Genomic DNA, 19668 nt, shown 5'->3' on the forward strand with positions numbered 1-19668 from the left:
AATCAGATGCGTCAGCGCCAGGGCGGCGGGCGTCCAGCGCGCGGCAAAGGCCTCCGGCCCGCTCCATAATAAAAGCAGACCGGCGAGGATGCCGAAAAAAGGCGCCGTCAGGAAGAAGCGTAAGGGAGCGCCGAGGGGTGGTGACTGATCATACGAGAGTAAAGCCTGCACCTGCGCTCAGACTCCGCCGCAACGCGGGCATGAAAGCCATGGGGACCATCGCATCAGGACGTCCTGTGCCAGATCAGGACCTCAACCGAGCCATCCGGCAGACGCTCGGTCTGCCAGGAGAAACCGTTCAGTTCCAGCGCCCGGTAGAGCGGAATCGGCTCGCGTCCAACAATAAGCAGAATTTTCTGGCCCGGCTTGATCGTGTCCAGCGCCTCCATGGTATGTACAAATGGCTCAGGCGGCTCCATGCAGCGGCCATCGATCACCCGCTCAGCCCTGGCTTGATTCATTACATCAGCTCCCTCATATTGATCCCGCTCTCAAGTTGCGGTAACAGTTCTGCGAGTTGAAGGGCCAGATGCTGGTCGCACATCGCATAAAGCATATTCTCCTCCTTCATGTTGTGCTGCTGCGTCATGATCAACAAGGTTTCGGCATTTCCCGAATAGTCGTCCGCGTCGCGCGCGGCAAGTGCGATTTCAGCCACAGCCAGCAACGCGCGCATCTGCGCATGCTCGGCACGCATGACCTGAGTCGGCCCCATGTTGATGCCGGTCTGAGCCTCAAAGGCGGGGAACAGGATGGATTCTTCGAGCGCAAAATGCTGCAACATGGCATCGCGAAAATGGTTGAATGCTGAATCGGCCTCAGACCAGGCACTGCGGGCAAGGGCCTGCTCGACTGCAACAAAATAGTCATCGCACTGCCGATGCTTGCCGGTCATCAGGTTCCGGATACTTTCCATGGCTCACCTCAGCGAAAAACAAAGACAAATTCTCCGGCAACTGCGGGCATCTCGTATTGACGAAGATCAAAACGAAAGAAAAAAGGGGGGATTTCAACGCGCACCGCAGCTTACCCCTTCCCCAGTCAGGCCACGCCACGCCAATTCTCATCATTCCTTTGTCCTTCAGCCCATTTTCGGTCTATATTGGAAGTACGATCTTAACAAGGAATAGGTGACATCATGTTCAAGCGCATTCTTGTTCCCACCGACGGTTCTCAACTCTCCCAGGATACGGCCCGCCGCGCGGTTTCTTTCGCCAAGGAAGCTGGAGCGAGCATTACCGCCTTCTACGCCAAACCGGAATATCCGGTCACCTATTATGGTGAAGGTGCCCTGATCGATTCGACGACACCTGAACAATTTGCCGAACTTGCCGAACAGCAGGCGCAACAGGTTATCAGCTTTGTCGATAATCTCTGTCAGGAAGCGGGTGTGGTCTGCAACAAAATGACCCTGACCTGCGACGTGCCCTATGAAGCCATCATCGAAGCCGCAACCCAGAGCGGCTGTGACCTGATTTTCATGGCTTCGCATGGCCGGCGCGGCTTCAGTGGCCTGTTGCTTGGCAGCGAAACCAACAAGGTTCTCACACACTCGAAAATACCGGTGCTGGTCTACCGTTGAGTTCTTGACCAGCCGATCAGTATTCAACCGGCAGCGGATCGAGGCTGCGCCAGAGATACCAGGTTGCCACCGAGCGCCACGGGCGCCAGCGCTCGCCATGACCGACCAGTGCTCCTCTGGGCGGTCGCTGGCCGGAAAAGTAATGCAGCGCAACAGCCTTCTGCAGACCGATGTCGTCGAGCGGAAAAACGTCGGGGCGCAACTGGTTGAAGATCAGAAACATCTCGGCTGTCCATACGCCGATTCCGCGCACCGCCGTCAGCTCGGCAATGATTTCCGCATCGCTCATCGACGACCAGCGCTCGAGGTGAATCTGCCCTGAGTTGAAGTGCCGTGCCAGGTCGCCAAGGTACTCCGCCTTGCGCGCCGAAAGGCCACAGGCGCGCAAGCTGTCTGTTGCGCTGGCCAGCACGCTGTCTGGCGCCATCACCGGCAACGCCGCAATCAGGCGTGACCAGACGCTGTCGGCGGCCTTCACCGAGATCTGTTGACCAACGATCGAGCGTGCCAGCGTAACGAAAGGGTCGCCGCGTGAAACCAGCGACGCGCTGGCAAAACGTTCGACGAGGCCAGCCATCACCGGATCACCCTGCGCCAACTCGGAAGACGCTTGTTGCCAATAATCAGGAATCATGAGCTTATTCTAAGTCAGCCAATAAACAAACCGAAAATACTTATTTCCAACGCCCACTTTATTGTCTAGTCTTAATATGCACTCACAATAACAGAGAACAACCATGGGCAATAAAGTCTGGCTTGACAGCTATCCGTCGGGTATGCCCGCCGAAATTGGCGCAAGCCCTTTTTCCTCACTGCCCGATCTGCTTGAAGACACGATCCGCAGGTTCGGCGACAAACCGGCTTTTCACAATCTCGGCCACAGTATCAGTTTTAACGAACTGGATCGTCTTTCGCGCGATTTTGCGGCCTTCCTGCACGGACTCCGGGGTATCGCGCACGGCGACCGGATCGCCATCATGCTACCCAATCTGTTGCAATACCCGGTGGTGCTGTTCGGCATCCTGCGCGCCGGCCTGACGGTGGTTAACGTCAATCCGCTGTACACCGCTCGCGAACTGGAAGCCCAGTTGAAGGACTCGGGAGCCAAAGCCATCATCATTCTCGAGAATTTTGCCCGTATTCTGCAGGAGGTCCTGCCCAATACGCCGCTTGAACACGTCATCAGCACGCAAATCGGCGACCTGCTGCCCGTACCAAAACGTTGGATTGTCAATTTCGTCGTCAAACGGGTAAAGAAAATGGTGCCGGAATGGCACATTGACGACGCCGTGCCCTTGCTCACCGCGCTCAAACGCGGTGCGGCGAGCGAATTCAGACCATTCAAAACTGGGCGGGCAGACATCGCCTTCCTGCAATACACCGGCGGCACCACCGGCGTTGCCAAGGGCGCCATGCTGACCCACCATAACATGCTCGCCAATCTGGAACAAACCAGTCTGTGGATCTCCGGCAGCTTCAAGGAAGGCCGTGAAATTGCCATTGCGCCCTTGCCGATGTACCACATCTTCTGCCTGACTTCGACGCTGGCTTTCATGAAGTGGGGCAGCCTGACGGTGCTGATCACCAATCCGCGCGACCTGCCGGCCTTCGTCGAAGAACTCGGCCACTGGAAGTTCAGCGTGCTCACCGGTGTCAATACACTGTTCAACGGTCTGATGAATACCCCCGGTTTCGATCGTCTCGACTTTTCGGCGCTGAAAGTGGTGGTCGGCGGTGGCGCATCGGTACAGAAACCGGTCGCCGAGCGCTGGCAGAAAATCACCGGAACCTTCCTCACGGAAGCATATGGACTGACGGAAACTTCTCCGGGCGTCTGCTGCACGCTTCTCGGTACGCCCTGGAACGGCACCGTCGGCCTGCCCGTCTCCTCGACCGAAGTCTCGATCCGCGATGAAGCCTTCAACGAGTTGCCCTTATGGAATGGCGAAGGCGATATCGCCAGGCACACTGGCGAGATCTGTGTTTTCGGACCGCAGGTGATGCGCGGCTACTGGAACAATGCCGAAGAAACGGCGAAGATCATTGAACGCGGCTGGCTGAAAACCGGCGATGTCGGTCACATGGATGATAAAGGTTACATCACCATCACCGACCGCAAGAAGGACATGATTCTGGTGTCGGGTTTCAATGTCTACCCGAACGAGATTGAAAGCATTGTGATGATGCATCCGGGTGTGGCCGAATGCGCGGTAATCGGTGTGCCCGACAAAAGGTCAGGCGAGGCGGTCAAACTGATCATCGTGAAGAAAGACCCGACGCTGAACAAGGAGGACGTCATCAACTACTGCAAGACGCAACTCACCGGCTACAAGCGACCACTGCATATCGACTTCCGCGATAGCTTGCCAAAAACTCCCGTCGGCAAGATCCTGCGCCGCGAACTGCGCGACGAGAACCAGCAGGCAGCCGGTTGAGAAGGCAAGGTTTAAAACTTCACTACCCAATCACGAAGAACACCAGAATGGCGTAAAACTAGCCACTTCGCGGCATTTTCCAGCGTACGACTTCAGGCTTCGATTGAGTTGTCTCAAATACCCTCTGTCTGAACTACCTCTTCGTCTGCGCCTGGCGATCTGGGTTAGAATTACGCATGATGTTATCCAGTCAGCATCGCAAGAACAAAACCAGTAGCGCCGTTAAAAATCAACGCCAAGAGTTCCGCTGCCATGCCACAACCTTACTTTTTCATTCGTCCGATGCTGGCTGCCGACCGAAGCTGGGCAGCGCTTGACTGGCAGTCTGGTGCTCTCTTTAGCAACGATTGCACCGATCTTGAGCGCTGTTTTACCGAAGCGGCCGCTGCCCCTCTGGCCAGGCTGTTGCCGATGGTTGTGCCGATCAACCCGGAATGTATCGAACAGAGTGGATTTGTTGCTGAATTTGATGCCAAACAGGTCGTTTTCGTACTTCCTGCAGCCACTCTTGAAAATACTCAAACCCTGACACGCTGCAAGCAGCTTCGTTCCCAGGGTAATCGCTTCGGCCTGCACATCAACCGTGACGACCTTCTGCGGCAGGTACCGGTTGCTGCATTTGATTGTCTGTGGCTTGACGCCGCATTCGCCCGCCAGCATCTCCCGGCAATCGACCTGATCTATGCCAATGATGCCGGTTTCCGGAAGATCGCGACGAAGGTCGGATCGCATGAAATGTTCGGCTGGCTGACTGAGAAAAAGTTTGACTGGTGTGACAGCCATTTTCTGACGGTGCGCAACCCTCTTGCCGGCCCGGAACCCGACCTCACGCGCCTCAAGTTGCTCAAACTGTTGAACCTCGTCAGACAGGATGGCGACACACGCGAGATTGAGGGAATCTTTCGCGAAGAGCCCAAGCTGTCCTACAACCTGCTGCGTCTGGTCAATTCGGTTGCAGTTGGTGCTAGAACCAGGATCAGCAACTTTTCCCAGGCGATCGCCATACTCGGTCGTCGCCAGTTGCAGCGCTGGCTGCAGTTGCTGATTTATGCCGACAATCTGGCCAGTGGCAATGCACCCAACCCCCTGATGCAACTTGCCGCAGCGCGCGGCCGCCTGATGGAACTGCTGAGTGCGACCATCGAGCCAGAACCCGACATTCCTGACCTGAGCGACAACGCGTTCATGACCGGGCTGTTTTCCCTGCTTGACGTTCTGATCAATTTGCCGATGAAAGAGATTCTCAAGGAACTGCCCTTGCAGCCTGAGGTGGTGGACGCCTTGAACTCTACCGCCGACGACGGCATTCTCGGTCAGTTGCTTTCAGCAATCATTGCCGGTGAATCCGGTAGTTTTTCGGATGCAGAAGCGATATTTTCTGGCCTGGGGATCAGCCCGGCAATACACGCAAAATCACAGGTGACTGCCCTCTACTGGGCCGCCCGCATCAACATCGATAATCACGACTGATCTTATCGCGGCTCAGAACACTGAACGGCAAGCGCTGACAGCGCTAGCGCCAGAACAATCAGCGCAGGCGCTTCAAATGGCTACCGCAGCCGGCCCGGCAATCGCTTGCACCAAAACCTTTCACAGGGATTTCACCGGCGACTTGCTGATTGACGACGCATTCCGCAGCACCATGACGGCGCACCTCGCACACGCGGACACCCGGCGCGGCAAGCAGATAGTCGATATGCCAGTGCAATTTCTTTGCCCTTGCCAGATGACGACTCACCCGCGCCTCCAGATTGCGCAGCGCACTTCCGGTATAGGCGTAGAGTCCGGCTGGAAAGTCAAAGGTGCCCAGGCGGCCGACACACACACGTACCGGCGCTGCCACCTCGATCAGCAACTGGTAGGTTTGCGCTGTAGAAGGCCGATCAGCCGCCACAAAATGGATTGCTGCGGCGTTCGGTGCCGAAGCTCGACATCGGCCCGTGGCCGGGAATGAAGGCAACATCGTCGCCAAGCGGCCACAGTCGTCCACGGATTGAGGCAATCAGCGTATCGAAATCACCCTTCGGAAAATCCGTACGACCGATCGAACCCTGAAACAGAACGTCACCGACGATTGCCAGACGATCGCGCGCATTGAAGAAGACCAGGTGTCCGGGCGTATGCCCGGGACAGTGCAACACATCCATTTCGACATTACCAAAACGCACGCTATCGCCCTGTTCCAGCCAGCGATCCGGCGAAAAAGCGCGTACGCCAGGAAAGCCGAACATCCTGCTTTGCTGCGGCATGCCGTCAATCCAGAACTGATCTTCACGCTGCGGGCCTTCAATCGGCAAGGAGAGCTGATCGGCCAGTTCAGCAACGGCGCCGGCGTGGTCGATATGCCCATGCGTTACCAGGATCTTCTCCAGCACCACCCCGTTTTTTTTCACCGCCGCCAGTATGCGCGGGACGTCACCGCCCGGATCAACCACTGCCGCACGCTGCGTTTCATCACACCACAGGAGGCTACAGTTCTGCTCAAACGGCGTAACCGGTATGATCTGGAATTTCATTGACATAATTTTATCGCCTGCTAACCGGAAAAAGCGCAAAGTATAGCAGAGCCGGATTCCGTCTCGCCCGCTCTGGAGATCGATGAGAGTCGGCAACTCGCTAACCGGAAGGAAAATCACCCCATACGGCGTTTGATCGACAGTAGGTGTTCTCGATCATGCGAGCCCGATGAACGCGGCGGCGAGGGCAGCCAGTGACGAGAAGCGTCGGACGATATTTTTCGTAGCCGGTAGCATTAAATTACCGTTACGCGGAGAAAGAGCCACCTGATATGTTGAGCAATGGGCCTAGCTGCTGCATACTTCGCTTGAGCAGGGTATCAGTCGCCAGACTGGCGTATCTGATCACTGCGAAGCATCTATGCCGGGAGTACGCAATGGTCGTTCGTGTCGTGAGGCTGGGCACTGCGCGTAGCGAGGGTGAAGGTACTCGCATCGGAACGGTGCGTCGCCCGCCAAGGGGCGTACCCAAGTCCGAGTTTTCATCACGGAACTGGTACGACGTGTGGTTTCCTACTCTGGCGCCGAGTGTCGAAACCCTGAAATTGGGACTGGCAGCAGAAACCCCGGCGCAGTGGGCAACATTCGCAAGGACTTACCGGGCCGAGATGTCTGCTCCTGAAGCCAGACATGCTCTTGAGCTGCTCGCCGCGCTTTCGCATCAGAACAATTTTTCGGTTGGATGTTACTGCGAGACTGAAGCCCGATGTCATCGCTCGGTCCTGCGCGCACTGCTCACCGAGAAAGGCGCTTCAATCGAGCAGGCCGGATGATGAAGCGAATGACGCCCAACCCTGCCGGGAAGGTGAACAGGCCGCTGCAACGCGGTTTTATATTCGCTCGTGCCCAGTCCTGGACGAGCCCAGGCAGAAGTACGACAGCGGCGAACCGCTGTGAGCTTATCTGCGGCGACCCGAGCCGCCATGCGCCCCGAAGATAAAGGAGAGCGAAATGATCTTCGAGCAAATAGTCACAGGCGGATGTCAGTCCTATCTTGTCGGCTGCAGTGAGACTAGCGCGGCGGCGCTGATCGATCCGGAAATCAGCCAGATTGACCATTACATTGCCCTCGCCGCGCGGGATGGTTTGCGTATCCGCTACCTGATCGATACCCATACTCACGCCGACCATTTCTCGGCGACCAGGCAACTTGCACGGCAACTGGGTGTGCCGGTGGTGATGCACCAGGCGAGTTCGGCGCCCTTTGTGGACATGCGGATCGGTGATGGCGAGATGATCATCGTCGGGAAGTTGCGTTTTCAGGCGATCCACACGCCTGGCCACACGCGCGATTCATTGTGCCTGCGGGTCGAAGACCGGCTGTTCACTGGCGATACACTGCTGATCGGTGCGACTGGCCGTACCGACTTGCCGAGCGGCGACCCGGAGGCGCTTTATGACAGCCTGTTCAATCGCATTCTGCGCCTTGACCCTGATCTCAAGGTTTTCCCGGCGCACGACTACAAGGGTCGCCAGAGTTCGACGATCGGGCAGGAGATCGCCACCAATCCACGTTTGCAGAAGCGCGAACGAGCCGAATTCGTCGAGATGATGTGCAATCTCAATCTCTCCATGCCAACGCATGTCACCGAGGCGCTGCGCACCAACATGAGCGGTGGAAAATCGGTCGCGCAGTTGCTCGCCGAGGCCGCTGCTTGCGTGCCGTTCATGTCGCTCGAAGTGCTCAAGTCACACATTGAGGCCACGCAGGACGACTTGATCGTGCTTGACGTGCGCGAGCGCGACGCTTATGAATCAGGCCATATTCCCGGAGCATGGGTGCTTCCCCGCGGCCAACTGGAATTGCGGGTCAACCAGGAGTTGCCTGACCCGACCCGACGCATCCTCACCTGTTGCGAACTAGGCTATGTATCGACGCTGGCCGCGTCTACCTTGCGCGAGATGGGCTTCCTGCACACGGTGGCACTCGACGGCGGGATGAAAGCCTGGCGCGAGGCAGGCTATCCGGTCAAAGCGGGGCGCGAACCGTAATCAGTCGACTGGGCGTGGATTGGAACGCTCGTTCAGGAATACGGTCGAAATGAAGCGTACAACGGCCTGCCGGTGGTTTGCAGGACTTGACCACCTGCTGGCAAGACTTTAGAGCAGGTTTCGTCAGGTGAAGCATAACTTCGCTGGTCATTAAACGCTTCCCCCACAATGATCATTAAGGAGAAAACCATGGGACTTCATATTGGCGACGAAGCGCCGGATTTCAGCGCCCCGACAACCGAAGGCACGATTCGCTTCCATGAATGGATCGGTGACAGTTGGGTCATCCTGTTCTCACACCCGAAGGACTTCACTCCCGTCTGCACCACTGAACTCGGTTACCTCGCCCGCCTGAAGCCGGAATTCGACAAGCGCAACACCAAGGTCATCGGCCTGTCGATTGACAGTGTCGACGACCACCATCGCTGGGCAGGCGACATCGCTGAGACGCAGGGCTCGCCACTTAATTACCCGCTGATTGGCGATACCGAGCTCGTCGTCGCCAAGCTTTATGACATGATCCATCCGAACGCCAGCGGCAACGCAGCCAGTCGAAGCGCAGTGGATAATGCGACCGTACGCTCGGTGTTCCTGATCGGACCGGACAAGAAGATCAAACTCACGATGACCTATCCAATGAGCGCCGGACGCAACTTCGATGAAGTGCTGCGCGCGCTCGACGCCGTCCAGCTCAACGCGAAGCACACCGTGGCCACGCCGGTTAACTGGCGACCGGGCGAGGATGTGATCATCCCGACCTCCGTTTCCGATGAAGCGGCCAGGGCCAAGTACCCAAACGGCTGGAAAACACTCAAACCCTATCTGCGCATCGTATCGCAACCAAAGTAAGTCTGAACATTTCCGGGCATGGCAAGCCATCGCCCGGTTACTCAGCAAAGCGTGTCGGCCTTGGACGAGATACACCAATCCCGTATCCGGGATTGATGGCTTCGTTCATCGCAACAACGGAGCGGCCGATTGCAAGGCGCTGATCACATCTGGTTTGGCCTGGCAGCACGACAAGCAGTATGCGTAGTCGAAGCCAGAAGAAAAGCGAGTGATACCTTCCTTTGGCCGATGAATAAGCGGGAAGCGAGCGTGTAGGGTATTGCGCGATGCTGAGCCTGTGCCGCCGCCCCGGGAATTCAGGCATCACAGGATAAATGACTTGTCATGGGCACGTGGTGTACAACGCGGGCAGGATAGGCAAGAAACCAATAAAGCCTGAGAGGGTTTCTGGTGCTCTTCTGGCGGAGAGGGCGGGATTCGAACCCGCGGTAGACTGACGCCTACACACGCTTTCCAGGCGTGCGACTTAAACCACTCATCCACCTCTCCCGAAGAGGGCGCATTCTAGCAGAAGCACACCCGATCAACAAATCAGGAAACGATTCGTGAACATCGATCAGCCACACAGCAGGCCATTCAGTTGACAGACATCCTGACGGACATAGGCCAGCAGAATCCACAGCCAGAAGAGAATGAAGAAGGCAATGAATGGGACGTACTTGTCTGCAACCACTTTCGGCGTCATGAAGCGTGTCGCCGAAATTACCGGGCGCGTAATGATGCGAAACAGTTGATAGACAAAGTTTTGCTCTCGCGTGCCGCCGGCAAGCAAATACAATGCACCCTGCGCCAGAAGAAACATGCCGGCAATTTCAGCCAGTGCGCGCAGGACAGAGAGAATTTGAAGTTCGATACCCGGCATCGACTTGATTCGAAATGGCTGGATAGCGCTATCAGTCTTCCCCCTCGGAGACACCGTATTCCTGGTCCAGCGCATTCATGTATCTGGCGTAGAACCAGATAATCAACACATAGATGATCAGTGATCCCTGGGCACCCATGTAAAAGCCGAGTGGAAATCCGAAAATTTTAATCCCGCTGAGTTCACGGGCGTAGTAGCTGACAACGAAGGTCACCACAAACCATAGGGCCAGGAGAATTACAGTAATGCGCAGTGATCGCTGCCAGTATTGCGTGTGCTTTGTCGTCAGTTGCATCGGAAACTCCTCAGTTAATTTTACGCACCCCCCGAGGATGCGGGTCAGTGACCGGAGAAGTCCGGGGAACGGACGCTCTCGACGAAGTTCATGGTCTCGGTGCTTGGCGGATCAGTGAACAGACTGACAACGATGATGGTTAAAAACCCGACAGCAACGCCCCAGATCCCGGCCGATGTCGACTGTATTCCCAGCCAGGGCTCCATTCCGATGCCATGAATGCCGAGCCATGGAATGGCGTTGTACTGTACGCGCACCATGTAGTACAGCGTGACGAGCAAGCCAAGTACCATGCCGCTGATGGCTCCTGGCTTGTTGGCTCGCTTCCAGAAAATTCCGAGTACCAGTGCCGGAAAGAAAGCCGCACCGGCCAGTGAAAACGCCCAGGCCACCATAAACAGAATGGTGGCTGGTTTCTGGGAGGCCACCATCGCCGCCAGCACGGCAACAACGAGCAGCAGGGTCTTGGAAACAACCAGCCGCCACTGTGTCGTGGCCTGCGGTCGGAAGACCTTGTAATAGGCATCATGCGAAAGGGCGTTGGCAATCGTCAGCAACAACCCGTCTGCCGTCGACAGGGCGGCAGCCAGCGCACCCGCTGCGATAAGTCCGGAAATGACATAAGGCAAACCGGCGATTTCGGGTGTCGCCAGCACAATCACATCCGGATTGAGCGAAAGTTCGGCGAGTTGCAGAATACCGTCGCCGTTGATATCCTCGATCGACACCAGTCCCACCTTACCCCATGCGCCAATCCAGCCTGGTAATTGAGCAATTCTCGAACCGACAAGATTCGAGTAGATCTCGTACTTGGCAAAAACAGCATAGGCGGGGGCAGTCAGATAGAGCCCCAGAATGAACAACAGGGACCAGAAAACTGAACTGCGCGCTGCACGCACGCTGGGCGTCGTGTAATAACGCATCAGGACGTGCGGCAAGGCCGCCGTCCCCACCATCAGACAAAACACCAGGGCAATAAAATTGATTCGTACCGTATTGCTCGCGACTTCATCGATACCCGGAAAGGCTTCGGCATGACGGGTTAGTTCGCTGCCGCGCTGAGTGGCCTGCCGCATCAACGAATCCCAGTGTTCACGAGCAGCATCGGCATTCTTCGGCAATTCCCGGCGTTGACGTTCAAGCGCAAAGACATCACGCATTTGGGCGTTGCTGTTCTTCAACTGGTCAATTTGCGCAGAAATAATGCGCTTCTCTACAGCAAGCGATCCTGGCAGGCCGCTGATTCGTTCAGCAAGCTCATCGGCACGCACAAGAAAAAGTCGCCGCACATCGATCTCGGCGGGGTCGTTGGAAATCCGCTGCTCAAGCAACTCGATTTTCTGCAACACCTGACCATACATGATCTGCGGTACGGGTACGCCTGTCACCTTGTACGAAAGCATCGTTACCGGTGCGAGATAAGCGACAATCAACACCAGATACTGTGCAACCTGCGTCCACGTCACCGCACGCATGCCGCCGAGAAAGGAGCAGACCAGAATTCCGGCCAGACCGACAAAAACACCAATCTCGAACTGCAAGCCGACAAAGCGGCTAGTAATGACGCCGACGCCGTAAATCTGTGCGACCACGTAAACAAAGGAGGCCAGAACCGTCGCAAAGACGCCGACCAGGCGCGCCGCATGACCGCCATAACGGGCACCAAGAAAGTCAGGAATGGTGTATTGACCGAAACGCCGCAGATAGGGAGCAAGCAACAGCGCGACCAGCACGTAACCGCCGGTCCAGCCCATCACGTAAGCCAGCCCCTGGTAGCCCGTGAGATAGAGCGTGCCCGCCAGTCCTATGAATGATGCGGCGCTCATCCAGTCAGCGCCGGTGGCCATGCCATTGAATATGGCCGGGATGCGTCGACCGGCGACGTAATACTCGGACACGTTCGACGTCCGCGCCAGTACGCCGATGGTGGCGTACAGTATGATGGTCAGAAAAAGGAAAGCGTAGCCAATCCAGCGTGGCGGCATACCATGCTGCTCAAGGACGCCCAATGCCAGTACGAATGCAAAAAAACTGCCCGCATAAAGCGCGTAGTTGCGACGCATTCGAACGGAAGAATCAGTCATCTGGCCGGATAAGAAGCAAGTTGCGCGCGCGACCGATGCCCGTTACAGGCTCTCATACAAGCGACGACGCGCTTTCTCCATTTTAAGGAAACTGCCCGGAGAATCAGCACCCTGTTGAATTGCGGCGGCAATCACTACCTGCAACAGCCTGGCCGTCGCGTAAGCATCGGAAACGGCGTTATGTCGCAAGAAGTTGTCGATACCAAAAAGCTCGAGCCAGTCATCAAGTTCAACCCGGGTACCAATCTGGAAATCGAATAGACCGGGAAGTACCCACGCCAGATCGATCCATGTCTGCCCGAGCTCCATTCCGAGATAGTCACCCATCGCCTTTTCAATCATCGACTGATCAAAAAAGGCGTGATAGGCGACCAGCGGTGATTTGCCTATATACCGGAGAAAGGCAAGCAGTGCTTCAACCGGATCCATTCCTGCACTCTGTGTCAGGCCGCCAATGCCATGAATCAGGATGTTCTCGTTGCTGCTGACTTGGTCCTGGCGCAACACGACCTGAAAGGCATCCTTGAAATCGATTTTTCCATCGACCAGCGCCATTGCACCAATCGAGATCAGATGATCCTTGTCCGTATCGAGTCCGCTGGCTTCAATATCGACAATGACATATCGGCTATGCATGTGCGAGCAGTCCAGATCGACCGCAGGCAACTGCTGCCATGCCTTGATGACCTCTTGTTGCTCAGGCGAGAGAATGACCTCCTGCTGCGCATTGTGGCTTGCGAAAATTCTTGAAAACCAGGCCATGATCAAAACTTGTGATCAAGTTTGAGACGCTGCTGAAGCTTGCGCGCCTGGCGGAACGCCTCTTTCAGGATGCGGCGATCAACTTCGTTGAGATCGTCTGGCCGGATCAGATTATCGCCAGCACGACCTTGCGTCTGCTCCGCGTACTGATGGCGCAAACGCAGAAGCTGGATAAAGTTGAACGCATCGACCCCAGCCGCTGCCTCGTCAGGTGAAATATTCATCAAAGGCGCTGACAGCTTGATGCGTTGCACGGTGTTGGTTGCCGATACATCATGCCCCATGGCAAACACCCGTGCCGCGTCGATAAAAAGCCGCGCACCATACTTTTTGAGGTCGATGGTTCCCGGGTGTTCGGGATCGGCGTCCGTCAAGAAATCGCGAATCATGCCGAGCGGTGGCAGAACAGAAAGAGCGTTGCCCGCCAGCATGCGCAGAAACAGCGGGTTGTTGCGCGTCTGCCGCAACAGCGACAGACGCATGCGGTTGGCTAGATTGAACTTGCCGTACAGCGGCCTGAAGTCAAAGAAGATCGTCGAATTGAGCAGCGCCTGCGGCTCCGGCGTACGAATCCATTGATCGAACTTCTCTTCCCACTCCTCCAGCGTCAGGCACAGGTTCGGGTTGCTGGCCATGATATTCCCGGTGCACGACGGGAAGCCGCACTGGTCGAGATCGGCATTGACGTCGCGCGCGAACTCCAGCAGCAGCAGTTGGGTCTGCTCACGATCCATGATGTCGGTACAGATATAGACAATCCCGTTGTCCTGATCGGTACTGAAGGTTTGCTCGTCGCGCCCTTCGGAACCGAAGGACAACCACGTCCATTCAATGCCATAGAGGTCGTGCTTGTCGAGATTGAGCTCGATGATGCGGCGGGTCAGCGTATCGTTCAGCGCCGAAATGAACTGGGTGATCTGCTCGGCACCGACGCCCTGTGCCAGCATGTTGAGCGAAAGCTGGCGAACATCCTTGCTGGCCAGCAGCAGCATGTCGATACTGGTCGCCGAATCAATGGTTTGACGAATCTGGCGCAGCCCGACGCGCTGCAGCGTAAACAGGTCGCGCTCAGAGACGACACCCTTCAGACACCCGCCCTCGTCGACCGCCAGCACATGACGCACCCCATGCTTGGCCATGGCCAGAGCCGCGTCATAGGCATTGGCGGCAAACGGCAAGGCGCGCGGATAATGCGTCATCACCGAATGAATCGGATTTTCGAGCGGGATTCCCGGCAGGACGACACGTTTGAGAACATCGGAATGGGTGAAGATACCCACCGGCTGCTGGTCGGTATCGACAATGATCATCGAGCCGATATTGCGATTGGCCATCAGTTCGATGGCCACCTTGATCGGCGTATCCGGCGTGACCGAGACGGGATCCTTGTGAATGATCGACGCCAGTGGCGAATTCATCGTCTGCTGCTCGGCAACATGCTGCGAGAACTGTTGTTGCAACTGCTGGCGAGACTGGCTGAGCAAACTTGCGAGGTACTGGGTACAGAAGAGATTGAGCACCGAACTCTTGTGCATTAGCTGGAAGAAAATCTCGGCCGTCAGTTCGTAGCAGAAAACATCCTCAAGCGCCGAATAAATGCTCGTCGAGGAACGCTGTGCTGCCACCGACCCGATCGAAAACCCCTCGCCCGGCCCCAGCGTCAGCGCTGTCTGTTCATTCGCACTGCCCTCCCCCGCCCGACGAACGAGAACCTTGCCACGCTGCAAAATGCGAAAGATCCGCACCACGCCGGTTTCCGGCGAAACTATCAGGGAACCCTGGGGATAATAGGCAAGCCTGACGTTTTCTCCAAGAAACTGCAGCGCATCCGGTTCCATGCGATCAAACGGCGGGTAAGAATGCAGAAACTCGATCGTTGCCGAAACCAGCAACTCCGTCGCACTATTGTTCATCCCTTCTCCTTGCTCGTCATACACACCAAGAGTGCTTGATACTTAACCTTCAGTGCAAATGTTCAGGCCGGCACACATGATATGTGCCGGCCTGAAGAGCGGTCTTTAGCTGCCGCCTGGTCATGCTAAATGCATCGTTTGTCAACCCGTTAACCGGGCGATGCATGCCTCCTCAACCCAAACAAAATCAATGGCCTCTCAACTGCTCGAGAATCGCCGGATTTTCCAGTGTCGAAACGTCTTGCGCGACTGTCTCGCCCTTGGCCAGTGAGCGGAGCAGGCGACGCATGATCTTGCCGGAACGCGTCTTCGGCAGGTTCTCGCCAAAGCGAATATCTTTCGGCTTGGCAATCGGCCCGATTTCCTTGCCGACGTGATCCTGAAGTTCCTTGATCATCTTGGCGGCCGCCTCACCCACCGGACGCGCGCCCTTGAGCACGACGAAGGCGCAGATTGCCTCGCCGGTCAGATCGTCGGGACGACCGACGACAGCAGCCTCGGCGACCTTCGGATGCGAAACCAGCGCCGATTCGATTTCCATCGTACCCATGCGGTGACCGGAGACATTCAGCACATCGTCAATACGGCCGGTGATGGTGAAGTAACCGGTATTGATGTCGCGCACCGACCCGTCGCCGGCGAGATACAGCTTGCCGTTGAAATCATTCGGGTAATAGGAGTTCTTGAAACGATCCGGGTCATTCCAGATATTGCGGATCATCGACGGCCAGGGTTTCGTAACGACCAGCAAGCCACCCTTGCCCCAATCGAGCTCGGTACCGGTTTCATCGACGATGGTCGCCTGAATGCCCGGGAAGGGCAGCGTGCACGAACCCGGCACCATCGGCGTCACACCGGGCAACGGGGTGATCATGTGACCGCCGGTTTCCGTCTGCCAGAAGGTATCGACAATCGGGCAACGACCCCCACCCACATCGTTGTAATACCACATCCAGGCCGCCGGATTGATCGGCTCACCGACCGTACCCAGCAGGCGCAGCGAGGACAGGTCGTAATTGGTCGGCGAGACCGCCGGATTGGTATCTGAGGCCTTGATCAGCGAGCGGATGGCGGTCGGTGCGGTGTAGAAGATGGTGACCTTGTGATCCTGAATCATCTTCCAGAAACGGCCGGCGTCGGGATAAACCGGAACCCCCTCGAAGACCATCTGGGTACCACCACAGGCCAGCGGGCCGTAAGTGATGTAGGTGTGGCCGGTCACCCAGCCGATGTCGGCGGTACACCAGAAGAGATCGTTCGGCTTCAGGTCAAAAGTCCACTTCATGGTCAGAATGGCATGCAACAGGTAACCACCGGTCGAGTGTTGAACGCCTTTCGGCTTGCCGGTAGAACCGGAGGTGTATAGCAGGAACAGCGGATGCTCGGCTTCGACCCACTCTGGCTCGCACACGTCGGACTGGCCGGCGATCACGTCATCCCACCAGACATCGCGACCGGCTATCATATTGCAGGGGCCGCCCGTGCGCTTGAACACGATCACCGTCTTGATTGTCTCGCAGCCGCCGAGAGCTATACCTTCATCGACAGCAGGCTTGAGCGGAAGCTTCTTGCCGCCACGACACTGCTCGTCCATGGTTATCACGGCAACGGCACCGGCATCGTTGATCCGGTCGCGTACCGATTGCGCCGAGAAACCGCCGAACACCACCGAGTGAATGGCACCGATGCGGGCACAGGCCTGCATGGCCACCACGCCCTCGATACCCATTGCCATATAGATAATGACGCGGTCGCCCTTCTTGATGCCTTTGGCGCGCAGACCGTTGGCCAACTGACTTACTTTGGCCAGCAGGACCTTGTAAGTCATTTTCTTGACTTCGCCGTCGTCGGTTTCAGAAATGATCGCCACCTTGTCGCCAAGGCCGGCTTCAATGTTACGGTCCAGGCAGTTGTAGGAGGCGTTCAGCGTGCCGTCGGCAAACCACTTGAAGAAAGGCGCATTGGACTCATCGAGCACTTGCGTGAAGGGCTTCTTCCAGCTCACATGCTCACGGGCCAGACGAGCCCAGTAGCCCGTATAATCGTTGGCCGCTTCGGCACACAATGCCTTGTAAGCATCCATGCCGGAAATCGTTGCCTGCTTGACAAACTCGGCAGACGGCTGAAAAAGCTTGACAGACTCAATCTCGGACATATTCCATCTCCTGTGCAGCGTTCAAAAGAGGTTTGTCAGATCGATGCGGGTGCACCGAAACAAACCGCATCAACTATTCACAACCCGGCGAGGCGGGAAGGCACAAAACGCCTTTATCCAGTCAAGAAATGACGTGAATGGGTGTGGATTAGATGCTCATTATCTTACACATCACTTACAAAATCATTCTTGGCAGGACGATTGCATTCCAAAATTAAAGCGCCGGCTCAAAGTCGAAAAAGGCGGTCTGTGCTTAACAAGCAATCGCCAAACCAGGCTTTACTGCCGCACTGTGAGTCTGTGAAATCATCATTACTGCCTTTTTTCGCGCTCACCCCGGCGGAAGCCGGGGTCCAGCTTGTTATCCCATTTTTTTCGGATACCAGACGAAGGTACTGGATTCCGTCTATTGCCGGAATGAGCGCGAAGCCTGGCCTCGGGCCACGGTTTGGGGGTGTTTATCCATTGATTCACCGCTGCTGAGCCTCGTTGCCTCTCTTCAGCGAGCGGCTCAAGCGCGCTATCAATGCAAGGATTGATTGATGATAAAATTCCCGACTGCACACCCTATCTCCGTCAATGATCGCGACGAAGACCTCAACGTACAAGATACCCCACTGTCCCTGCCCTGAAACCTTTGATAGAAAGCCTGAAATGACCAACATTCGCCAGGAAGATCTGATCCAGAGCGTCGCCGATGCCTTCCAGTACATCAGCTACTACCACCCGCTCGATTTCATCACGGCGCTGGGCGAAGCCTACGAGCGCGAAGAATCGCCGGCCGCCAAGGATGCGATTGCGCAGATCCTGACCAACTCGCGCATGTCGGCTGAAGGCCACCGCCCGATCTGCCAGGACACCGGCATCGGTATGGTGTTTCTCAAGGTGGGCATGGACGTGCACTGGCCGGATGCCACCATGAGCCTGCAGGAGATGGTCAATGAGGGCGTGCGCCGTGCCTACGCCGACCCGGACAACCCGCTGCGCGCCTCGGTGCTCGCTGATCCCTACGGCACGCGCAAGAACACCAGGGACAACACCCCGGCCGTCGTGCATTTCGAAATCGTTCCCGGCCACCATGTCGAAGTCATTTGCGCGGCCAAGGGCGGCGGCTCCGAGGCCAAGGCCAAGTTTGCCATGCTCAACCCCTCCGACGACCTCGTCGACTGGATTATCAAGACTGTGCCGACCATGGGCGCCGGCTGGTGCCCGCCCGGCATTATTGGTGTCGGCATCGGTGGCACGCCGGAAAAAGCCATGCTGATGGCCAAGGAATCGATCATGGCACCGTGCAACATGCACGAACTGAAGGCAAAAGCCGCCTCCGGCGAAAAACTCTCGCGCACCGAAGAACTGCGCCTTGAGATCTACGAGAAGGTCAACGCCCTCGGCATCGGCGCGCAAGGCCTTGGTGGCCTCACGACCGTGCTCGACGTCAAGGTGCTCGACTTCCCCTGCCACGCCGCCAACCTGCCGGTGGCGCTGGTTCCCAACTGCGCTGCGACGCGCCATATCCACTTCCATCTCGACGGCTCCGGCCCGGCCAGACTCGAACCGCCAAAGCTCTCGGACTGGCCGAACGTGACCTGGACGCCGGATCTCAAGTCGGCTACGCGCGTCGATCTCAATACCTTGACCAAAGCCGAAGTCGCAGCGTGGACGCCCGGCCAGAAACTGCTGCTCAACGGCAAGATGCTGACCGGCCGCGACGCCGCGCACAAGCGCATCGCCGACATGCTGGCCAAGGGCGAAAAACTGCCGGTCGACTTCACCAACCGCGTCATCTACTACGTCGGCCCGGTCGATCCGGTACGCGACGAAGTCGTTGGCCCGGCCGGCCCGACAACGGCCACGCGCATGGACAAGTTCACGCGCATGATGCTGGAAAAAACCGGCCTCATCTCGATGGTCGGCAAATCCGAGCGTGGCCCCGCAGCCATCGCGGCAATCAAGGACAACAAGTCGGCCTACATGATGGCCGTCGGCGGCGCTGCCTACCTCGTCGCCAAGGCCATCAAGTCAGCCAAGGTCGTCGGCTTTGCCGATCTGGGAATGGAAGCCATCTACGAGTTTGACGTTCAGGACATGCCGGTCACCGTGGCCGTCGATTCAAACGGCACGGCGGTACACACCACAGGCCCGAAAGAATGGCAGATCAAGATCGGCAAGATTCCTTATTCCGAGCCTGTCGCCCACTGATTCCCGACACGCATCGCGAACGAA

Annotated in this window: 18 protein-coding genes and 1 tRNA gene; 7 read left to right on the forward strand and 12 right to left on the reverse strand. The window is 56.9% G+C overall.

Annotated elements, in window-relative coordinates; translation table 11 throughout:
• Window positions 1-224: 224 nt before the first annotated feature.
• Together JNM42_RS07055 and JNM42_RS07060 are read right to left on the reverse strand one after the other, a co-directional pair.
• Window positions 225-461 (reverse strand): DUF2249 domain-containing protein, encoded by a 237-nt coding sequence (locus JNM42_RS07055; protein WP_294267977.1) that lies wholly within the window; start codon window positions 459-461, stop codon window positions 225-227.
• A complete protein-coding gene (locus JNM42_RS07060) occupies window positions 461-895 on the reverse strand; it encodes a hemerythrin domain-containing protein (protein WP_294267978.1) in 435 nt (144 codons plus the stop codon). Before JNM42_RS07060 ends, JNM42_RS07055 begins: the two co-directional genes overlap by 1 nt.
• A 243-nt stretch (window positions 896-1138) precedes the next feature.
• Between JNM42_RS07060 and JNM42_RS07065 the strand changes: the two genes are divergently transcribed.
• Window positions 1139-1582, forward strand: a complete 444-nt coding sequence (locus JNM42_RS07065) for a universal stress protein (RefSeq protein ID WP_294267979.1) — start codon at window positions 1139-1141, stop codon at window positions 1580-1582.
• A 16-nt stretch (window positions 1583-1598) separates the two neighbouring features.
• Here the strand turns inward: JNM42_RS07065 and JNM42_RS07070 are convergent, their stop codons facing one another.
• Window positions 1599-2216, reverse strand: a complete 618-nt coding sequence (locus JNM42_RS07070) for a DNA-3-methyladenine glycosylase (RefSeq protein WP_294267980.1) — start codon at window positions 2214-2216, stop codon at window positions 1599-1601.
• 103 nt (window positions 2217-2319) lie between these two features.
• Here JNM42_RS07070 and JNM42_RS07075 point away from each other — a divergent pair, with 103 nt between their 5' ends.
• Both JNM42_RS07075 and JNM42_RS07080 read left to right on the forward strand, forming a co-directional pair.
• Entirely contained in the window at window positions 2320-4017 is a 1698-nt protein-coding gene (locus JNM42_RS07075) for an AMP-binding protein (protein WP_294267981.1), read from the forward strand.
• 252 nt (window positions 4018-4269) lie between these two features.
• Window positions 4270-5487, forward strand: coding sequence for an HDOD domain-containing protein (locus tag JNM42_RS07080; RefSeq protein WP_294267982.1), 1218 nt, complete (start codon window positions 4270-4272; stop codon window positions 5485-5487).
• 58 nt (window positions 5488-5545) lie between these two features.
• Here JNM42_RS07080 and JNM42_RS07085 read toward each other — a convergent pair whose 3' ends face one another.
• Together JNM42_RS07085 and JNM42_RS07090 are read right to left on the reverse strand one after the other, a co-directional pair.
• Window positions 5546-5911 carry a GIY-YIG nuclease family protein gene (locus JNM42_RS07085; protein WP_294267983.1) on the reverse strand — a complete coding sequence of 122 codons (366 nt, stop codon included), beginning with the start codon at window positions 5909-5911 and terminating at the stop codon, window positions 5546-5548.
• Window positions 5901-6533, reverse strand: coding sequence for an MBL fold metallo-hydrolase (locus JNM42_RS07090; RefSeq protein ID WP_294268020.1), 633 nt, complete (start codon window positions 6531-6533; stop codon window positions 5901-5903). Before JNM42_RS07090 ends, JNM42_RS07085 begins: the two co-directional genes overlap by 11 nt.
• Before the next feature lie 377 nt (window positions 6534-6910).
• Here JNM42_RS07090 and JNM42_RS07095 point away from each other — a divergent pair, with 377 nt between their 5' ends.
• The 3 genes from JNM42_RS07095 to JNM42_RS07105 all read left to right on the forward strand — a co-directional run bounded on the left by JNM42_RS07095 (window position 6911) and on the right by JNM42_RS07105 (window position 9374).
• Window positions 6911-7306 (forward strand): DUF488 family protein, encoded by a 396-nt coding sequence (locus JNM42_RS07095; protein WP_294267984.1) that lies wholly within the window; start codon window positions 6911-6913, stop codon window positions 7304-7306.
• A 178-nt stretch (window positions 7307-7484) separates the two neighbouring features.
• Window positions 7485-8525, forward strand: a complete 1041-nt coding sequence (locus JNM42_RS07100) for an MBL fold metallo-hydrolase (protein ID WP_294267985.1) — start codon at window positions 7485-7487, stop codon at window positions 8523-8525.
• A 189-nt stretch (window positions 8526-8714) separates the two neighbouring features.
• Entirely contained in the window at window positions 8715-9374 is a 660-nt protein-coding gene (locus tag JNM42_RS07105) for a peroxiredoxin (protein WP_294267986.1), read from the forward strand.
• A 399-nt stretch (window positions 9375-9773) separates the two neighbouring features.
• Here the strand turns inward: JNM42_RS07105 and JNM42_RS07110 are convergent.
• From JNM42_RS07110 to acs, 7 genes are all read right to left on the reverse strand, one after another.
• Window positions 9774-9863: transfer RNA gene (locus tag JNM42_RS07110), tRNA-Ser, on the reverse strand.
• A gap of 67 nt (window positions 9864-9930) precedes the next feature.
• Window positions 9931-10236: a hypothetical protein gene (locus JNM42_RS07115; RefSeq protein ID WP_294267987.1), complete on the reverse strand. Its 306-nt coding sequence runs from the start codon at window positions 10234-10236 to the stop codon at window positions 9931-9933.
• A gap of 31 nt (window positions 10237-10267) precedes the next feature.
• Window positions 10268-10531: a DUF4212 domain-containing protein gene (locus tag JNM42_RS07120; RefSeq protein WP_294267988.1), complete on the reverse strand. Its 264-nt coding sequence runs from the start codon at window positions 10529-10531 to the stop codon at window positions 10268-10270.
• 44 nt (window positions 10532-10575) lie between these two features.
• Window positions 10576-12594, reverse strand: coding sequence for a sodium:solute symporter family protein (locus JNM42_RS07125; protein ID WP_294267989.1), 2019 nt, complete (start codon window positions 12592-12594; stop codon window positions 10576-10578).
• Between the two features lie 63 nt (window positions 12595-12657).
• On the reverse strand, window positions 12658-13377 hold the full coding sequence (locus JNM42_RS07130; RefSeq protein WP_294267990.1) for a 3'-5' exonuclease: 720 nt from the start codon (window positions 13375-13377) through the stop codon (window positions 12658-12660).
• A 2-nt stretch (window positions 13378-13379) separates the two neighbouring features.
• A complete protein-coding gene (locus tag JNM42_RS07135) occupies window positions 13380-15290 on the reverse strand; it encodes a DUF294 nucleotidyltransferase-like domain-containing protein (protein ID WP_294267991.1) in 1911 nt (636 codons plus the stop codon).
• A gap of 187 nt (window positions 15291-15477) precedes the next feature.
• Entirely contained in the window at window positions 15478-17445 is a 1968-nt protein-coding gene (acs, locus tag JNM42_RS07140) for an acetate--CoA ligase (RefSeq protein WP_294267992.1), read from the reverse strand.
• A 654-nt stretch (window positions 17446-18099) separates the two neighbouring features.
• On the opposite strand from acs, the gene JNM42_RS07145 reads away from it, so the two are divergent.
• The gene (locus JNM42_RS07145; protein WP_294267993.1) at window positions 18100-19644 is read left to right on the forward strand and encodes a fumarate hydratase; all 1545 of its coding nucleotides are present in this window, start codon (window positions 18100-18102) and stop codon (window positions 19642-19644) included.
• Window positions 19645-19668 lie beyond the last annotated feature (24 nt).

The sequence above is a fragment of the Propionivibrio sp. genome (assembly GCF_016790145.1).
GTDB lineage: Bacteria > Pseudomonadota > Gammaproteobacteria > Burkholderiales > Rhodocyclaceae > Propionivibrio.